This is a genomic window from Marivivens donghaensis (genome assembly GCF_030410045.1).
GTDB classification, from domain to species: Bacteria; Pseudomonadota; Alphaproteobacteria; order Rhodobacterales; family Rhodobacteraceae; genus Marivivens; species Marivivens donghaensis.
The window spans coordinates 51102-67689 of record NZ_JAUFRA010000007.1; the positions used below are offsets into that span (position 1 = coordinate 51102).

15 protein-coding genes are annotated in these 16588 nt (G+C 57.4%); 4 read left to right on the forward strand and 11 right to left on the reverse strand.

Annotation, left to right across the window (positions count from 1 at the left end; all coding sequences use genetic code 11):
- Positions 1–86 precede the first annotated feature (86 nt).
- Positions 87–398, reverse strand: a complete 312-nt coding sequence (locus tag QWY83_RS11950) for an ETC complex I subunit (RefSeq protein WP_249946882.1) — start codon at positions 396–398, stop codon at positions 87–89.
- A 133-nt stretch (positions 399–531) separates the two neighbouring features.
- Between QWY83_RS11950 and uvrB the strand changes: the two genes are divergently transcribed.
- Positions 532–2721, forward strand: a complete 2190-nt coding sequence (gene uvrB / locus QWY83_RS11955; protein ID WP_105234164.1) for an excinuclease ABC subunit UvrB — start codon at positions 532–534, stop codon at positions 2719–2721.
- A gap of 151 nt (positions 2722–2872) precedes the next feature.
- Here uvrB and QWY83_RS11960 read toward each other — a convergent pair whose 3' ends face one another.
- The 4 genes from QWY83_RS11960 to QWY83_RS11975 form a co-directional block, all read right to left on the reverse strand.
- Positions 2873–3280, reverse strand: a complete 408-nt coding sequence (locus QWY83_RS11960; RefSeq protein ID WP_105234165.1) for a universal stress protein — start codon at positions 3278–3280, stop codon at positions 2873–2875.
- A gap of 72 nt (positions 3281–3352) precedes the next feature.
- Positions 3353–5641 (reverse strand): glycosyl hydrolase family 28-related protein, encoded by a 2289-nt coding sequence (locus QWY83_RS11965; RefSeq protein WP_249946883.1) that lies wholly within the window; start codon positions 5639–5641, stop codon positions 3353–3355.
- Positions 5642–5728: 87 nt separating this feature from the next.
- Positions 5729–6457, reverse strand: a complete 729-nt coding sequence (locus QWY83_RS11970; RefSeq protein ID WP_249946884.1) for a DUF4336 domain-containing protein — start codon at positions 6455–6457, stop codon at positions 5729–5731.
- A gap of 39 nt (positions 6458–6496) precedes the next feature.
- Positions 6497–8074, reverse strand: coding sequence for a lysine--tRNA ligase (locus QWY83_RS11975; RefSeq protein WP_249946885.1), 1578 nt, complete (start codon positions 8072–8074; stop codon positions 6497–6499).
- Positions 8075–8187: 113 nt separating this feature from the next.
- Between QWY83_RS11975 and QWY83_RS11980 the strand changes: the two genes are divergently transcribed.
- Positions 8188–8607, forward strand: coding sequence for a tellurite resistance TerB family protein (locus QWY83_RS11980; protein ID WP_067550901.1), 420 nt, complete (start codon positions 8188–8190; stop codon positions 8605–8607).
- Here the strand turns inward: QWY83_RS11980 and dacB are convergent.
- From dacB to mgrA, 3 genes are read right to left on the reverse strand one after another with little or no spacing between them, the layout of a single operon-like run.
- Complete coding sequence (gene dacB / locus QWY83_RS11985) at positions 8604–10091, reverse strand: D-alanyl-D-alanine carboxypeptidase/D-alanyl-D-alanine endopeptidase (protein ID WP_249946886.1); 1488 nt, start codon at positions 10089–10091, stop codon at positions 8604–8606. The genes QWY83_RS11980 and dacB overlap by 4 nt on opposite strands.
- The gene (locus QWY83_RS11990; protein ID WP_249946887.1) at positions 10088–10705 is read right to left on the reverse strand and encodes a nicotinate-nucleotide adenylyltransferase; all 618 of its coding nucleotides are present in this window, start codon (positions 10703–10705) and stop codon (positions 10088–10090) included. The genes dacB and QWY83_RS11990 overlap by 4 nt, the downstream gene beginning before the upstream one ends.
- 47 nt (positions 10706–10752) lie before the next feature.
- Positions 10753–11781, reverse strand: coding sequence for an L-glyceraldehyde 3-phosphate reductase (gene mgrA, locus QWY83_RS11995; protein ID WP_067550824.1), 1029 nt, complete (start codon positions 11779–11781; stop codon positions 10753–10755).
- Between the two features lie 133 nt (positions 11782–11914).
- Between mgrA and ettA the strand changes: the two genes are divergently transcribed.
- Positions 11915–13570 carry an energy-dependent translational throttle protein EttA gene (ettA, locus tag QWY83_RS12000; RefSeq protein ID WP_249946888.1) on the forward strand — a complete coding sequence of 552 codons (1656 nt, stop codon included), beginning with the start codon at positions 11915–11917 and terminating at the stop codon, positions 13568–13570.
- Between the two features lie 61 nt (positions 13571–13631).
- On the forward strand, positions 13632–13817 hold the full coding sequence (locus tag QWY83_RS12005) for a hypothetical protein (protein WP_249946889.1): 186 nt from the start codon (positions 13632–13634) through the stop codon (positions 13815–13817).
- On the opposite strand, the gene QWY83_RS12010 is transcribed toward QWY83_RS12005, so the two are convergent.
- From QWY83_RS12010 to pcaD, 3 genes are read right to left on the reverse strand one after another with little or no spacing between them, the layout of a single operon-like run.
- Positions 13811–15004, reverse strand: coding sequence for a TCR/Tet family MFS transporter (locus QWY83_RS12010; protein WP_249946890.1), 1194 nt, complete (start codon positions 15002–15004; stop codon positions 13811–13813). The two genes, QWY83_RS12005 and QWY83_RS12010, sit on opposite strands and share 7 nt — an antisense overlap.
- A gap of 41 nt (positions 15005–15045) precedes the next feature.
- Positions 15046–15765, reverse strand: coding sequence for a lyase family protein (locus tag QWY83_RS12015; protein ID WP_249946891.1), 720 nt, complete (start codon positions 15763–15765; stop codon positions 15046–15048).
- Entirely contained in the window at positions 15765–16565 is an 801-nt protein-coding gene (pcaD, locus tag QWY83_RS12020; RefSeq protein WP_249946892.1) for a 3-oxoadipate enol-lactonase, read from the reverse strand. Before pcaD ends, QWY83_RS12015 begins: the two co-directional genes overlap by 1 nt.
- Positions 16566–16588 lie beyond the last annotated feature (23 nt).

The window sequence follows — 16588 nt, forward strand, 5'->3', positions numbered from 1 at the left end:
CCCAGTAGGCGCCTACATTTTGTGCTGGAAAAGTCATCGCGAAATCTTTGCCCCGAAACCGAGACAACTTTGCCCCGTTTTACACCTCAGTGGGTCCAGACGGTGCGGCGGTTGGTGGCGAAGTTGTCGCCGTAGCCGCCGGGACGCACGTTGGGTTTGCGGGTCTTGGGGTCTTGGACGACGGCGTCGATGCCATGCGCCTGAGCGTAGTCCATTGCCGCTTCTTTGGAGTCGAACTTCAGTTTGACTTGCGCTTGCGTGTCACCCGACGAGGTCCAGCCCATCAGCGGGTCAACTTCGCGTGCCGAGGCCGGAGCGTATTCCAAAACCCATTGCTTCATCTTTGCGGTGCCAGACGACATTGCAGTTTTTGCTGGGCGGTAGATTCGTGCGCGCATCGGTATGCCTCCAAATTCCTTGGTTCCTTATCGTGAAAAACGCAGACAGTTTCAAGCTATGTCAGCAGATGATTGCTCCCCCCTTGAAGGTGAACAAAAAGAGGACATTATAAGGGCCGACAAAGGAGCTCAGATGCACAACAACAACCCCCAAGACATGCCAATGCTGCACCGCGCGCCTCAACAGCGCGAAAAGCTGGAAGGCGGCAAACGGTTTGTCATGAGCACAGAGTTCGAACCCGCAGGCGATCAGCCCACGGCGATTGCGGAACTATCGACGGGGGTTTTGCAGGGTGAGCGCGATCAGGTGCTGTTGGGGGCAACGGGCACGGGTAAGACATTCACTATGGCCAAGGTGATCGAGGAAACGCAGCGCCCCGCCATTATCCTCGCCCCGAACAAGACGCTCGCGGCGCAGCTTTATGGGGAGTTCAAAGGTTTCTTCCCCGACAACGCCGTCGAATATTTCGTGTCCTACTACGATTACTACCAGCCTGAAGCCTATGTGCCGCGGTCGGACACCTACATCGAAAAAGAGAGCCAGATTAACGAACAGATCGACCGTATGCGCCACTCGGCCACGCGGGCACTGTTAGAGCGGGACGATGTGATCATCGTGGCGTCGGTTTCGTGTATCTACGGTATCGGTTCGGTCGAAACCTATTCGGCCATGACGCAGGACCTGTTCGCGGGCAAAATGTATGACCAGCGTCAGGTGATGGCGGATCTCGTGGCGCAGCAATATCGGCGCAATGATGCGGCGTTCCAACGGGGATGTTTCCGTGTGCGTGGCGATAGCCTTGAGATTTGGCCTGCCCACTTGGATGATCGGGCATGGCGGTTGTCGTTCTTTGGCGAAGAGCTTGAGGTTATTCACGAATTTGACCCGCTGACGGGCGAGAAGACCGATACTTTCGATAAGGTAAGAATTTACGCGAACAGCCACTACGTGACCCCGCGCCCAACGATGCAGCAGGCGATCAAGGGCATCAAAGAAGAACTCCAAGTCCGTCTGAAGCAATTGCAGGACGAAGGGAAATTGCTGGAGGCGCAGCGTCTTGAGCAGCGAACGAACTTTGATCTCGAGATGCTCGAGGCGACAGGCGTCTGTAACGGCATCGAAAACTATTCGCGGTATTTGACGGGCCGCGCCCCGGGCGAGCCACCGCCAACGTTGTTCGAATTTATCCCTGATAATGCGATCGTTTTTGCCGACGAAAGCCACGTGTCCGTGCCGCAGATCGGCGGCATGTATAAGGGCGACTACCGTCGTAAATTCACGCTGGCAGAGCACGGGTTCCGTCTGCCGTCCTGTATGGATAACCGCCCGCTCAAGTTTGAAGAATGGGACGCCATGCGTCCGCAGTCGATCTATGTATCGGCAACGCCTGCCTCATGGGAGTTGGAACAAACGGGCGGTGTCTTTACCGAACAGATCATTCGTCCGACGGGCCTCCTTGACCCTGTCGTCGAAATTCGTCCTGTTGAGATGCAGGTCGATGACCTTTTGGACGAAGTGCGCAAGGTCGCGGCCCAAGGTTATCGGACGCTCTGCACCACGCTGACCAAACGCATGGCCGAAGACCTGACCGAATACATGCACGAACAGGGCATTCGCGTGCGCTACATGCACTCGGACATTGATACGATTGAGCGGATCGAAATCCTGCGTGACCTGCGTTTGGGGGCCTTTGACGTGCTGATCGGTATCAACCTCTTGCGCGAGGGTCTCGATATTCCTGAATGCGGATTGGTTGCGATCCTCGATGCGGACAAAGAGGGCTTCTTGCGTTCTGAAACCTCGCTCATCCAGACTATCGGTCGTGCGGCGCGAAACGCCGAAGGCCGCGTGATCATGTATGCGGATCGGATCACAGGGTCGATGGAACGGGCGCTGGGCGAAACAGAACGCCGCCGTGCCCGCCAGATGGCCTATAACGAAGAACACGGGATCACCCCGCAGACGGTCAAAAAGAACGTCGAGGATATCCTTGCAGGCCTCTACAAAGGTGACACCGATCAATCACGCGTCACGGCTACGGTCGACAAACCGCTCCACGGCGGGAACCTTGAGGCGGTACTGGAAGGGCTCCGCAATGATATGCGCAAGGCCGCTGAAAACCTCGAATTCGAGGAAGCCGCCCGTCTGCGCGATGAAGTCAAACGGCTAGAGACGGTCGATCTGGTGATTTCAGACGATCCATTGGCCCGACAGTCCGCCGTCGACGATGCGGTCGAGGAAAGCCGCAAGGCATCAGGTCGGTCATCCGCTGGCCGCGCGGGGCAGCGCGGTGGCAACAAACGCAGTCGTAAGTCGCGTTAGATAAACGGCACCAACGGCACGCCACCACATGCGGTGAGAAGTGTCAGGGTGATCAGTGCAAGTGTGATGCGCATTGTGTGTCTCCTACTGTGTGTTCAGAGAACACGAAGTTTGGCCACGAGGAAACCCGTGGCCAAATGTTTTTCAATGATCAGCGCATGACGTGCACAGCGCATTGCGCATGACGCACAACCCGCGCTGCGGTCGAGCCGATCAGATAATCGCCCAGACCCGGATGGTGCGAGGCCATGACGATAAGGTCGACGCCGTGCTCTTCGGCCCAGTCGAGGATGGTGCGGCCAGCGTGACCATCAACCACCCAAACTTCGGCATTGGGGATGTCTGCGGCTCTTTCCTGTAGGTCATTGCGTATGGCTTCGCGGCTTTCTGCGCGGAAGTCATCGGGCATGTAGGAAATCGCGTAGCTGGGCACTTCTTCGAGGACGTGGATCAGGCTGATCCGCGCATCTGGTTCAGCGAGCGCCTTTGCGATCGGAAAGGGATCGAGGTGATCATAACCCGCGTCAAATGAGACCGGCACAAGGATGTGTTTGTACATATCAGACTCCTGTTTCTGACCCCTACCAACCACGCCCGCAGAGTCGCCGCATTGATTCAGATCACCCTTTGATCAAAGGGGTTTGTCCATGCGGGCCTTTACCCAGACCTTGCCTTTGACCGCCGAGGGCCAGACCAGTCGGACTTGGCTCTGCGCGGTGCCATATGATGCGTCGATCCAAGGGGTTACGAACTGCGTTGCGTTCGAGGCGTTGGTGATCGCGCCGTTGGGTGCGCAGCTTTCCACGGTGCGGGACCGTCCGCCGAACGGCAGGAGAGGGGCCGTATCGACGACCCAAGCAGAGCTTGCCGTATCTTGGCTATGTTCGATCATTGCGGGGTTTTCGACCTCCTCTTGGACGCCATTAAACGTGTTGCCTTGGAACAGGACATTCCGCATCCGCCCGTAGTCGAGATCGGCAAAGGTGGTGTCGACTTTCTCGATCCGCTGGATACTGCCATTGAGCACGCGGAAGGTGTTCCCCGTCACCGAAATGCCGTGGATGTAGTGATTTGGGCCGTAGGGTTTGATGACGATGTAGTTGAACCAATCGGCCACATCGTTGGCGGTAAAAATATTCCCCGTGATCGTCAGGCCCCCAAACGAATATTGTTGTCCCAAGGCGGGCGTTTCGTCGTGTTCGTTGGTCCATTCGATAAAGTTGTTGTCGATGTAATTACCCGTGATCACCGACTTTGCGTTCGGCGTGGTAAAGATGATCCCGCCCTTGCGCACACCATCCGTTTCGCCATCCCCGTGGAACCAGTGGTTGCCGACGATCAGGTTACCAGTCCCGCCCAAAAGGCAGAAGTGTTTGAACCGCACAACGCGGCAATCGCGGATTTTCACGTCGTTGGCGTTTGCGTTGAACCCGATTGTGGTGCGGTTGCTGACGGGTTGATCCATTTCGTTCGATAGGAACTGGCAACGGTCGATGGTCAGACCCTGACAAGCCCCACCGACAGAGGTGATCCCGCGGTCTTTGGGTTTGGTCATGCGGCAGTCGCGGAGTTGGAAAATGCTGCCCTCAATAGCCAGCATCACTCCACTAGCGTTGCCCTGACAGTTAAAATCCACCCCGTCGATGATGAAGTTCGAAATGCTCTCGAACCCCGAAAAATCGAGCAGATATTGGAACCGCCTGAAGGTAAAGACCTGCGTCCCCTCCGCATCATAGAGCGGCTGGTTGAGTGTGATGGTTTGCGCGGCGATATTGCGGTCTTTGACATAGATTTCGCGGCCGACCCCGTTGCCCGTGATGTGCGATCCGATGGGGATGTTAGCGATGTTCACCACATTCGTCAGTTGCCGCGAATTGGCCGCCGAATAGGTCGCTTGCGATGTGACCGTGACATCGTCCCAATTGGCAGAGCTATTCGCTTGAAGCTGACCATTTCGGACTGCGCGTCGGCTGGCGTAGGTGGTTTTGGTGCCCTCGGCGGCCTGCATATCTACGGGGCCGTTCAATTGAATCCGCCGTCCGCAAAGGTCGAGCGAGTCATGATCCGCGTTGTTCAAAAGCGCCTGAAATGCCTTGCGAAAGGCGACCTCTTCGTCGGGGAAGGCATCGTTATAGGTCGCAAAGTCAAAGTTCTTTTGCAGGACGAGCCGTTTGTCGTCGGGCATCACAACCGAGCCCGAGAAATGGATCTGGTTCTCGATGGTCACATGGTTGGCGAGGTAAAATACGCCATCAGAGACGAGCACCTCACGTCCCCGCGCATCGGCATCGGCGGCTTCAAACGCGGCACTGTCGTCGGTGACGCCATCCCCCACAGCGCCGTAATCGCGCACATCGACAAAGCCGATCATGTCGCGGATGTAGACGTTGGTGATATCCTCAATCACGATGTCATCGACGCGGACCACGCCGCCCGTGCCGTTCACGATGTCGATGCCAAAGTGACCGTAAATCGCGTTCGGCCAGATCATATCGACGCCACCGCGCGGACCTGTGCCGACAATCGCGCTGATCTCTGTCACCTCGCCATAGGCGCTCAGCGTAACCTCTGGCCCTGTCTCGGTGAGGCCCGCTACGTGATTGCCACCCGCGCCACCAGCCCAGCCCGCAATGCGCACAGTGGGCAGCGGACCAGAGATCGCCTTAACCCGTGCGGTGACGCGCAGATAACAGCCCGGCAGGATCGTCGTTTGCCCCATGTATCGCAGCTTTTGCAGGGCGGCGGTCGATAGAATTTCAATACAGCCGTCAAAATGCTGATCGGCGGGCACATAGACGCCCTGTCCTGATCCGTCGTAGGTGTCCGATCCTGGGGTGCCTTCCCCGCTCGACCATACAGAAAGACCGAGCGCGAATTCAGGCGGCATAAAGACCAGACCGTCGGTAATAGCTTTGTTCATGATGACCTCTTTCATTCCAGCTTTGCGCTAGAAATATCAGGTCAGTTTGAACATCTGCTTAGACCACCGTGACGGTGCCCCCTGCGCCTAGAACAGAAACCGAAACGCGCGTTTCAGTTCGGCCACGCCGTCACGCTGATACCAATGCCCGTGGGCAAGGATCACCTGTTCAGGTCCCCACGATATCATCTGTTCGACCGCTGTCCGCAGTTGGTCACGATGGCCGTTAAAAGTCTGGCGCATATCAATCGGCATTTGCCCGTCAGGATGCTGAATGCGAGCGAATTTGGTAAGGATACGCATCCACCACGGCAGGGTGCGACGTTCAAAATTCTCGATCAGATCAGTGAGGATCAGCGTTTTCGACGCTGCGTGATAAAACACGGCCTCGTGGTGGATTTTGCTGCCGCGCACGATCATTTGGTCTAACTGATCCGCCCACGCATCGGGCGCCGTGTCGATAAGGTGTTCATCGACGGTCAGCGGCACATTATGTTTTGCGGCGCGTGCTTCAACCCCTGGCGCCACCCAAACCAGCGCCGCGGGATAGCGCGTTTTCCAATCGTGGAGCGAGGCGTAGTGAATCCAGTTCGGCCCGATCAAATGCCGAACAGGGCCGATTTTGTTGATCTGCGCGATGAGTTTGTCATCGGGTTTGATTGGGGAATGTATCCACAGACCGCCATCGGCCAATCGCACGACCGTCATTCGGGTCGGGAAGGGGAGGCCATAAAACGAGATATGCGGACCATCTGCAATCCAGATGTCCGGTCCAATCGTCTTGAGCGTGTTGAGGGGTTCGTAACCTGTCGTCATGGGCGAATGATGCGCCCATGACGTAACAGGTTCAAGACGTTAGCCGAGTTTACCGGCTAAACCGTCTTCGATCAGCTTGATGCTTTCTTCAACGCCGTAGAGCGCGATGAAACCACCGAAACGCGGACCTTGGGATGCGCCCAAGAGCACCTCGTAGAGGGCCTTGAACCAATCGCGGAGGTTCTCGAACTCGTGGTCCTTACCAACGGCAAAGACCATCGACTGCAGTTCTTCGGCATCCAGACCGCCGTCCCAAGCCTTGAGGCGTGTGACCATGTCCTGCATTGCGGCGCGTTCTTGATCGTTTGGCGCGCGGTAGGTTTTCTCAGGCTTCACGAAGTCCTGATAGTAGCGCACGGCAAAGCCTGCGGCCTGATCCAGATCGGGGTGCGACTCTGGGCCCGCGTCGGGTGCGTAGCGCTGGATAAAGCCCCACATTGCGCCCTTGTCCTCTGCGCCCGAAACAGACGCGAGGTTGAGAAGCATGGAGAACGGCACGACCATGTTGGACTGCGGAACGTTACCGTTGTGAATGTGGTAGACGGGGCTCGCCAGCTGACCTTTGGCATCCTGACCGTGGTAGGCGTTCAGCTGCTGGTGATATTCGTCCATCATCTTTGGGATCACATCAAAGTGCAGGCGCTTTGCGGTCTTGGGCTTCAGGAACATGAAGTAGGACAGCGATTCCGTCGAGGCATAGGTCAGCCATTCGTCGATGGAGATACCGTTGCCTTTGGACTTCGAAATCTTTTCACCGTTCGCGTCGAGGAATAGCTCATACACCATGTGGTTCGGCTTTTTCGCGCCGAGGATTTCCGAGATGCGGTCGTAGATGTTGGTGTTGGTGGAGTGGTCCTTGCCATACATCTCAAAATCGACGCCAAGCGCAGCCCAGCGTGCGCCAAAGTCCGGCTTCCACTGGAGTTTCACGTTGCCACCCGTGACGGGCAGTGTCCATTCTTTGCCTGTCTCGTCGTCAAAGGTGATCGTGTAGTTTTCGCGGTTCACTTCCTTCATCGGCACGTACAAAACGCGGCCCGTTTCAGGGTGGATCGGAAGGAAGATCGAATAGGTCGCCTGACGTTCGTCGCGCAGCGAGGCCAGCATCACTTTCATGATGTCGTCGTATTTATCGACAGCGCGTTTCAGGACTTCGTCGAACTGGCCCGACTTGTAGAACTCAGTTGCCGAATAGAACTCGTACTCGAACCCAAAGGTATCGAGGAAACGGCGCAGCATCGCGTTGTTGTGGTGGCCGAAGGATTCGAATTCACCGAACGGATCGGGCACAGAGGTCAGCGGCTTTTGCTCATGGTCTTTGAGCATGTCCTGATTGGGGACGTTGGTCGGAACCTTGCGCATCCCGTCAAGGTCGTCCGAGAAACAGATCAGACGGGTCGGGATGTCCGAAATTTGGTGGAATGCATTGCGGATCATCGTGGTCCGCAGAACTTCGCCAAAAGTGCCGATATGCGGCAGACCCGACGGCCCGTATCCTGTCTCAAACAGAACGTATCCCTTTTCCGGCGGCGCCTTTTCATAGCGTTTGAGTAGGGCGCGGGCTTCTTCAAAGGGCCATGCCTTGCTCTCCATCGCTACTGCGCGCACGTCGGTCATTGTGATACTCTCAGATTTATGGCCCGCCCCCATGGCAGGTCTCAAGCGCACTCCCTATTGCGACAGCGCCATGTCGTCAATAAATGAAGGGGTGTAACACGATGGAGACGACAATGATCGAAGACGCCCCAATGACCGCTCAGGACGCACTTGTTGCCCTGATGATTGCCGTTTCCGCAAGCGACGCCGACATCCGCACCGCGGAATTGGTGCGGATCAACAATATGATCAACCATTTGCCAGTATTCGCGGAATTCGATGAAATCCGCCTGCCGCGCCTGTCTCAGACCGTTTTCGATCTGTTGGAGCAAGAAGATGGATTGGACGCCTTGTTCGGCCTGATCCGTGATGCATTGCCTGAAAAACTATTTGAAACGGCCTATGCGTTGTCCTGCGATGTTGCGGCAGCAGATGGTCGGATCGAAGGCGCCGAAGCACGTATGTTGGAAGAAATCCGCCACGAGTTGGATATCGACCGCCTGCATGCCGCGGCAATCGAACGTGGTGCGCGTGCGCGTCATATGACGATCTAATAGCGGCCCCAGCGTTTCAGCAGCTCTTGTTGCAGCGCCTTGGCGCGGTGGTTCCATCCGACCGCGCCCGCTGGCACATCGTCTAGGCTACCTTCGGCGGCTATGCGTTCCCCGAGGTTGGCCGAGAAAATCGCGAATGCCAGTTCGCGACCCGTCTCCGTGTGGATGTATCCCGCAAGCGTAGAGACAAAGTTCAACGTGCCCGTTTTCGCCTCGACTTTGATCGGGGTTTCCATCGGGCGACCGTTTTCATCCTTAATCGGAATGGACTTCAGTAACGGTCGAAGTTGCGCCTCGACCCCATCGGTCGTCAGGAATTTCACCATCTGCGCCGGGCTCACCTTCGAATCGCTTCCAAGGCCAGAGTGATCTTCGACGGCGACCCGTGCCCCCGTGCGCTGGGCGATCCAATCGCACATGTGTTGGGCGGATCTGTGCTGGTCCTCAACGTCTCCAGAAAGGCGGGCGCTTGCAGCTAGGCCAATCGCCTCAGCCGTGAGGTTGGTCGAGTATTTGAGGCAATCGCGCACAACAGTGGTCAGCGGTTCGCTGCTATGGGTCACCAGTATTGCGCCACGCGGAGCACGGCTACGTTTCGTCGGCGCGGGCAGGGTGATGCCGTGGCTGCTGGCAAAACTGCGGAACACATCACCCGCGTAGAGCGCGGGTTGCCGAACGGGGAGCCAACGAGAACCGTCGTTCCCCAAGGCACGCCGCGCAACCGTCCAGTCATCGACCTCGCCATCGGCATCGTAGGTGTAAACAGGCAGATCACGATCAACGACTCGCATTCGTGCCATATGCACTTCGGGGCGGTAAAGTTCGCTTCGGGCGTCTAGGCTGACGCGATAGTCCCCCGCCGTCCGCGCCCATTCAAAATACACGCGGTTAAAGTTCAGGTTCAGCCCCGACACCGCAGGGTTATAGCCCAGATGGTCGAGCTGGTCTGGGTCGATTTCATTGATGTAGGGCAGGGCGCCGTTCCAGACCTCGAACCCGCCGCGCACTTCGCGCAGACCCGTCGCGGCAAGCCCCTCTGCCATCGCAGCGAGGTCATCCGTGACCAAGGTCGGATCGCCGCCACCCGCCAAGATAAGCGTGCCATCCAGCACCCCATCGGTGATCGTGCCCTCAGCGCGAAGGGTGGTCCTGAATTGGTAATGCGGCCCGAGAGCCTCTAGCCCGTAAACCGATGTCAGGGTTTTCGTCACGCTCGCTGGAGGGAGTGGCACATGCGCCGATCCACGTTCGATGACTTCGCCCGTTTGGGCGTCCGCAATGACAAAGCCCGTAGTTCCGCCCAATCGGGCCTCGGCGATCAGGTCTTCGACCTCTGGACGGGTCACGGGGCGCGGGGCGGGTGGCCAAAAAGCTGGTCGTTCGGTCGGACGGGGTGACTGCGTAGGTGCGCCAGCCAACGCGATGGACGCGCTAGACGACAAGAGGCCGATCATGGCGGCGCGGCGTGTCAGTCGAACCGTCATGCGCCTGCCTTGCCGTGATCCCATTCGCCCTTATCGCGGATCGCGGTGCTCGATGCATGCGAGAGCGGGTGGTTCACATAGCACCACGCGGGCGCGTCGTGGGAGCCAAGCACATTAGACGCGCGGGGATCCAATTGCGCGCCCCTAAACATCCGCGCCATTTTCGAGGTCCGCGCCTGAACGCCATACCCCGGACGGGCGACGACACCGATAGGCACCGAATTGGCGATCTGTTTCCAGCTCTGCCAGCGATCAAACTGTGACAGGTTATCGGCCCCCATCAACCAAACAAACCGCACGCCGCGATAGCGTTGTTGCAGGGCAGCGATGGTTTCAGCGGTGTAGCGCGTACCGAGCCGTGCTTCGATGCCCGTGACGATAACACGCGGGTCATTGATGACCTTGCGGGCACGTTCAATGCGCAGGTCCAACGGTGCTGGGCCGTGCTCTTTTAACGGGTTCCCCGGAGAGACGAGCCACCACACGCGGTCCAGTCCGAAACGGCGCAAGGCCACGCGGGTGATATGGGCATGGCCTTCGTGGGCGGGGTCGAATGACCCGCCCAAAAGGCCGATCACCTGACCGGCTTGCGCGACTGGAAACCTCTGATCCATGGCTGACCAGAAACCGTGTGGCGGCTGAAAAGTAAAGCCGCTGTTTGTTATTCCAGCTCTGACGACCGCGCCCAGAGGTTGATCTGTTCCTCATTTGCATAGGTGTCGATCAGAGCCAGTTCATCGGCGGTGAAATCGAGGTTCCCGATCGCGCCACAGCAATCCACGACCTGCGAGGCCTTGGACGCACCAATCAACGCCGTCGTCACCCGACCACCGCGCAGCACCCATGCAATCGCCATTTGGGCGAGTGTTTGACCACGGCCCTCTGCGATTTCGTTGAGCTTGCGGATATTGTTCAGAACACGTTCGTCCAGAACATTCGGATCGAGGCTCTTGCCTTGAACTGCGCGGCCTTCGGTGACACCGCCGAGGTATTTGTTCGTCAGCATACCTTGGGCCAGCGGCGTAAAGGCAATCGACCCAACGCCAAGGTCATCCAATGTATCCAGCAGACCGTCATGTTCGACCCAGCGGTTCAGCATGTTGTAGCTGGGCTGATGGATCAACAGCGGCACGCCCATATCCTTTAGGATCGCGGCGGCTTCGCGGCTGCGTTGCGAATTGTAGGACGAGATGCCGATATAGAGCGCCTTGCCCGACCGCCAGATATGCTCCAGCGCGCCCATTGTCTCTTCGAGCGGGGTTTCGGGGTCAAAGCGGTGCGAATAGAAGATATCGACGTAGTCCAGACCCATCCGTTTCAGCGATTGATCACAAGATGCGATCAGATATTTGCGGCTTCCCCATTCGCCGTAGGGTCCAGGCCACATGTCATAGCCCGCCTTGGAAGAAATGATCAATTCATCACGATAGCCTGCGAAGTCGGTCTTTAGGATTTCGCCAAAGGCTTCTTCTGCAGAGCCTGCGGGTGGGCCGTAGTTGTTCGCCAAATCGAAATGCGTGATGCCTAGGTCAAAGGCCGTCTGGCAGATGTCGCGCTTTGTTTGATGCGGTGTGTCATGTCCAAAATTGTGCCAAAGGCCGAGCGAGATCGCGGGCAGTTTCAGGCCAGAATTTCCGCACTTGCGGTAGACCATTTTCGAATAACGGTCCTCGGCTGGTGTGTATGTCATGTCATCCTCTCTCATGTTGGCGCTAACTTGATCGGAAAGATGGTATTGAGCAAGCGGATTGCAAGCCACGCCGCATTGCCCCTCGTCGCCATGATCGCTATCTAGGGCCAAACCAGATTCAGAGGATCACCCAATGGCCAGCTACCAGTTTGTCTATTTCATGGACGGCGTGTCCAAGACCTACCCAGGCGGGAAGAAGGTCTTTGAGAACATCCGTCTCAACTTCCTTCCCGGCGTTAAAATCGGTGTTGTCGGTGTCAACGGCGCCGGTAAATCGTCGCTTCTTAAAATCATGGCTGGCTGGGACAAGGATTTCTCGGGCGAGGCATGGGCCGCAGAAGGCGCAAAGGTCGGCTACCTGCCGCAGGAACCGCAACTCGATGAAACGCTGTCTGTGCGTGACAACGTGATGTTGGGTGTGGCTGAGAAAAAGGCCATTCTGGACCGCTACAACGAACTCGCGATGAACTACTCGGACGAGACCGCCGACGAAATGGCGCGTCTTCAGGACGAGATCGACAGCCAGAACCTCTGGGACCTCGACAGCCAAGTGGACGTGTCGATGGAAGCACTGCGCTGTCCGCCAGATGATGCGATGCCTGCGAACCTCTCGGGCGGTGAACGTCGCCGTGTGGCGCTGTGTAAACTCCTGCTCGAAGCACCTGATATGCTTCTGCTCGACGAACCGACCAACCACCTCGACGCTGAAACCATTGCGTGGCTCCAGAAGCACTTGATCGAATACAAAGGCACGATCCTCTGCGTTACCCACGACCGTTACTTCCTCGACGATATCACGGGTTGGATTCTCGAACTCGACCGTGGTCAGGGCATCCCCTACGAAGGCAACTACTCCAGCTGGCTCGAACAGAAAGCCAAACGTCTGGAGCAGGAAGCCCGCGAAGACAAATCCAAGCAGAAAACGCTGGAACGCGAACTTGAGTGGATGCGTCAGGGTCAGAAAGCCCGTCAGGCAAAACAGAAGGCGCGTATCAACGCCTATAACGAACTGGCTGAACAGTCAGAGCGTGAAAAGGTCGGTCGCGCACAGATCGTTATCCCGAACGGCCCCCGTCTGGGTGGCAAGGTGATCGAGGTCAACGGCTTGAAAAAGGCGATGGGCGATAAGCTCTTGATCGAAGACCTGTCGTTCGACCTGCCGCCGGGTGGTATCGTGGGCGTCATCGGTCCGAACGGCGCTGGTAAATCGACCCTGTTCAAAATGCTCACAGGTCAGGAACAGCCGGACGAGGGATCTATCACCCTCGGTGATACTGTGAAACTGTCCTACGTTGACCAGTCGCGTGACGACCTCGATCCGAATGCGACCGTTTGGGAAGCAATCTCGGGCGGTGCAGAACTGATCGCGCTGGGCGATGCCGAAGTGAACTCGCGCGCGTATTGTTCGTCGTTCAACTTCAAAGGCGGCGACCAACAGAAGAAAGTCGGACTGCTGTCGGGCGGTGAACGCAACCGTGTTCACATGGCGCGTCTGCTCAAAGAAGGCGGCAACGTTCTTCTCCTCGACGAACCGACCAACGACCTTGACGTTGAAACCCTCCGTGCTCTCGAAGACGCGCTGACAGATTTCGCGGGCTGCGCCGTTGTCATCTCGCACGACCGTTTCTTCCTCGACCGTATTTGTACCCACATCCTCGCCTTCGAGGGTGAGGCACATGTCGAATGGTTCCAAGGTAACTTTGAGGACTACGAAGAAGATAAGAAACGTCGTCTCGGGGCCGATGCACTAGAACCGAAGCGCCTGAAGTACAAAAAGTTCTCGCGCTAATACGATCCAGACAAAGCCGCAGCCCCGCGCTGCGGCTTTTTCATTCTCAAGGAACAAAGCCTTGGCTGCAGCACTCATCTTCTTTTTCTCGACCTTTGGCGCAGTCAGCGCGGCCCTGTCGGTCTGGCTCTTTGGCGCGGGTATTGGCGTGGCTGCATTGCTCTACGCAGCCATTGGATTAGGCATTCCAGCGGCCATTGTGATCATTCGCCATTCAGGTGAGGATTGCGGGCCTGACGATCAGTGATCCGATTTGGTAGTGACAAAGATCACAACGCATCCCGCAACCAATACCGCTGACAACACAAACGGTGCACCTGGGAGGTAACCCCAGCCACCCGACGTGAAAGCCCAGAAAATCCAAGTCATGATCAGTGGCGAAATCGCCATGCCGACCGCGTTTATGGATTGGACGACGCCTTGCAATTCGCCTTGCTGGTTGTCGGGGGTCGCGCGGGACATGATGCCTTGGATCGTCGGTCCAGAGATAGAGCCGAGGGCCATCACAGGCGTCAGCGCGAGAACCATCCAGCCGTTGTCGACAAAGACCACGAGCAGCATCCCGACAATATCGACGATAAAGCCTGCGAGCACCGTTTTGCGGTCCCCAAGTATGCGGAGGATCGGGCGGATCAGGACGGCTTGAACCACAGCCATCGAAATACCGAAGGCGGCGAGCGATAGGCCGATCATCGTCGGGTCCCAGCCGAATTTCTCTTTGCCGAAATAGGCCCAAATTGCAGGGTAGACGAAATGCGCGACGCTAAAGACAAAGATGATCAAGAGCATCGGCGATTGGCCAGGAAGTGACCCAATCGCACGGAACGCTGACAAGGGGTTCGCGCGCTTGATATCAAAGCTGCGGCGGTTTTCTTTTGAAACAGTCTCTGGCAGCACAAAAAAACCAAAGACAAAGTTTGCCGCGGCAAAGATCGCCGCAGCATAGAACGGCGCACGCGTGCCGAGGTCAGCGAGGAACCCGCCAATCATAGGCCCCACGACAAAGCCCACGCCAAAGGCAGCACCGATTAGGCCAAAGTTCGCAGCCTTTTCTTCGGGTTTTGAAATGTCGGCCATATAGGCGCCTGCGGTGGTGTGGGTCGCACCCGTGATACCGCCGATAATCCGTCCAACCAGCAGCAACCAAATGGTGCCCGCCACGGCCATCAGCATGTAGTCCATCGCCATGATCACAAGCGCGATCAGCAAGACGGGCCGACGGCCAAAGCTGTCAGAGATATTGCCGATCAGTGGTCCAAAGAGGAACTGCATCGCGGCAAAGACGGCGGTCAGGATGCCGCCCCAAAACGCTGCGTTGCCAACATCGCCGCCATGGATCTCTTGGATCAGGTCGGGCATGACGGGCATGATGATGCCGATACCCATCGCATCAAGCAGGACTGTGATCAGGATGAAAACGATAGGTAAGCGCATGTCAGGCTCCAATTAGCCTGACAGGAGTTAAACCATCGGGTTCACTTTGCAAGTGTGTTTAACCTACCTAGCGCAAGCGCCATTTGTGGGAGGCACATGCGACGGGTCAGTCGCTCTGCGTCTGTGTCGCGTGCGGATTGGAGGCTGTGGTTCAGGCCGGTGATCAGGGCAACCAGTGCAGAAGCGAGTGGCGATGTGGCGGCTGACTGTTGAGCGGTCGTAACCATCCAGTCCGCGAAATTGGCAAAGGTCGTGTCGGCATCGTCCCCAACGAGGCCAAGGTTCAGGCCCTTTGCCAAATCGGCGTCCGCAATGTGGCTGACCTTTAGCCGCGCAGCGAGCGGCGCAAGGGTGTCGTGCGCACCCATACGTTCTGACATGATCGTCAGGAACTGACGAAGGCGGAGCGCTTGGGCCGTGTCCTCTATCTGCGCCATGGTCGCACCTTCGCCAACGTGCGGCGCGAATTCAGGTGCCTGCATCAATTCGCGGAAATACTGGATGACAGGGGCAACGGGATCGCCGTCAACGGCGACAACCTTGGCCAGACCCGACGGGTCGATCTGCAGTTCGAGCGAGGCACGGTGGATCGCCTTTGCCGCGATATCAGGAACCTCACCCCGTTCACCGCGAACCTTTGCCAAGGTGCCCAGCACGATCATGATCGCACGCACTTCGGCCGTATCAGTAAAGAGCGCAGCCGTTTCGCGATCGAAGAGGGCGTCGCGCCAGATTGCGCTGTCAAAGGGGGATGCGGTCATCAGATATGGCCCGTGTCTTTCATGAATTGCGTCAGGAGTGCGGTATACTCTTCCGGCTTTTCAACACAAGGCAGGTGACCTGCTTTGCGGATGATCTCGAATTTTGAGCCGGGGATCACGTCGATGGTTTCGCGTACCAGATCGGCAGGGGTCGACCCGTCATCAGACCCCGCGATGCCCAGCGTGGGGCAACGAAGCCCGCTGGTGGGCGTATAGAAATCCGTGCCCGAAATCGCGGCGCAGCACCCGCAATATCCCTCGACCGAGGTTGCACAGACCATATCGCGCCACGGTGTCACGGCAGGCGAATTGCGAAAATCGCGGGTGAACCATTTCTGCATGATCCCATCGACCAAGGCCTCTAGACCTTTGGTGCGGACTGTATCAATGCGGTCTTGCCAAAGTTTCGGCATGCCGATCTTTGCGGCGGTATTTGAAAGAACAAGCGTGCGGATAATGTCGAACCGTTTGACTGCCAAGCCTTGGGCAATCATGCCGCCAATCGACAGACCAACGAACATCGCATCGCGCACGTTCAACGCGTCACAGACGGCCTCTGTATCGGAAATCAGCGCACCCATTGTATAGGGCGCCTCAGGGGCCGAGGATTTCCCGTGCCCACGTTTGTCCATCCTCACGATCCGCAAGCCTTCGGGCAAGAGCGGGAGAACGGCGTCCCACAGATGAAGGTTGGTGCCGAGAGAGTTGGCCAACACAACGGTCGGTGCAGCGGGATCATCGACCCCGTCAACGCGTGCGTAGAGGGTCACATCGCCCCGTTGGATGAAATGTTCGGACATGGTCGCCTCCTCAGTTTCCCCGA

Coding starts and splice junctions, on each gene's coding strand:
- QWY83_RS11950 (WP_249946882.1), bottom strand. CDS start 398: ATGCGCGCACGAATCTACCGCCCAGCAAAAACTGCAATGTCGTCTGGC.
- mgrA (WP_067550824.1), bottom strand. CDS start 11,781: ATGACATACACACCAGCCGAGGACCGTTATTCGAAAATGGTCTACCGC.
- QWY83_RS11970 (WP_249946884.1), bottom strand. CDS start 6,457: ATGACGACAGGTTACGAACCCCTCAACACGCTCAAGACGATTGGACCG.
- pcaD (WP_249946892.1), bottom strand. CDS start 16,565: ATGTCCGAACATTTCATCCAACGGGGCGATGTGACCCTCTACGCACGC.
- QWY83_RS12010 (WP_249946890.1), bottom strand. CDS start 15,004: ATGCGCTTACCTATCGTTTTCATCCTGATCACAGTCCTGCTTGATGCG.
- QWY83_RS12015 (WP_249946891.1), bottom strand. CDS start 15,765: ATGACCGCATCCCCCTTTGACAGCGCAATCTGGCGCGACGCCCTCTTC.
- QWY83_RS11980 (WP_067550901.1), top strand. CDS start 8,188: ATGATCGAAGACGCCCCAATGACCGCTCAGGACGCACTTGTTGCCCTG.
- uvrB (WP_105234164.1), top strand. CDS start 532: ATGCACAACAACAACCCCCAAGACATGCCAATGCTGCACCGCGCGCCT.
- QWY83_RS11960 (WP_105234165.1), bottom strand. CDS start 3,280: ATGTACAAACACATCCTTGTGCCGGTCTCATTTGACGCGGGTTATGAT.
- dacB (WP_249946886.1), bottom strand. CDS start 10,091: ATGACGGTTCGACTGACACGCCGCGCCGCCATGATCGGCCTCTTGTCG.
- QWY83_RS11965 (WP_249946883.1), bottom strand. CDS start 5,641: ATGAACAAAGCTATTACCGACGGTCTGGTCTTTATGCCGCCTGAATTC.
- ettA (WP_249946888.1), top strand. CDS start 11,915: ATGGCCAGCTACCAGTTTGTCTATTTCATGGACGGCGTGTCCAAGACC.
- QWY83_RS11975 (WP_249946885.1), bottom strand. CDS start 8,074: ATGACCGACGTGCGCGCAGTAGCGATGGAGAGCAAGGCATGGCCCTTT.
- QWY83_RS11990 (WP_249946887.1), bottom strand. CDS start 10,705: ATGGATCAGAGGTTTCCAGTCGCGCAAGCCGGTCAGGTGATCGGCCTT.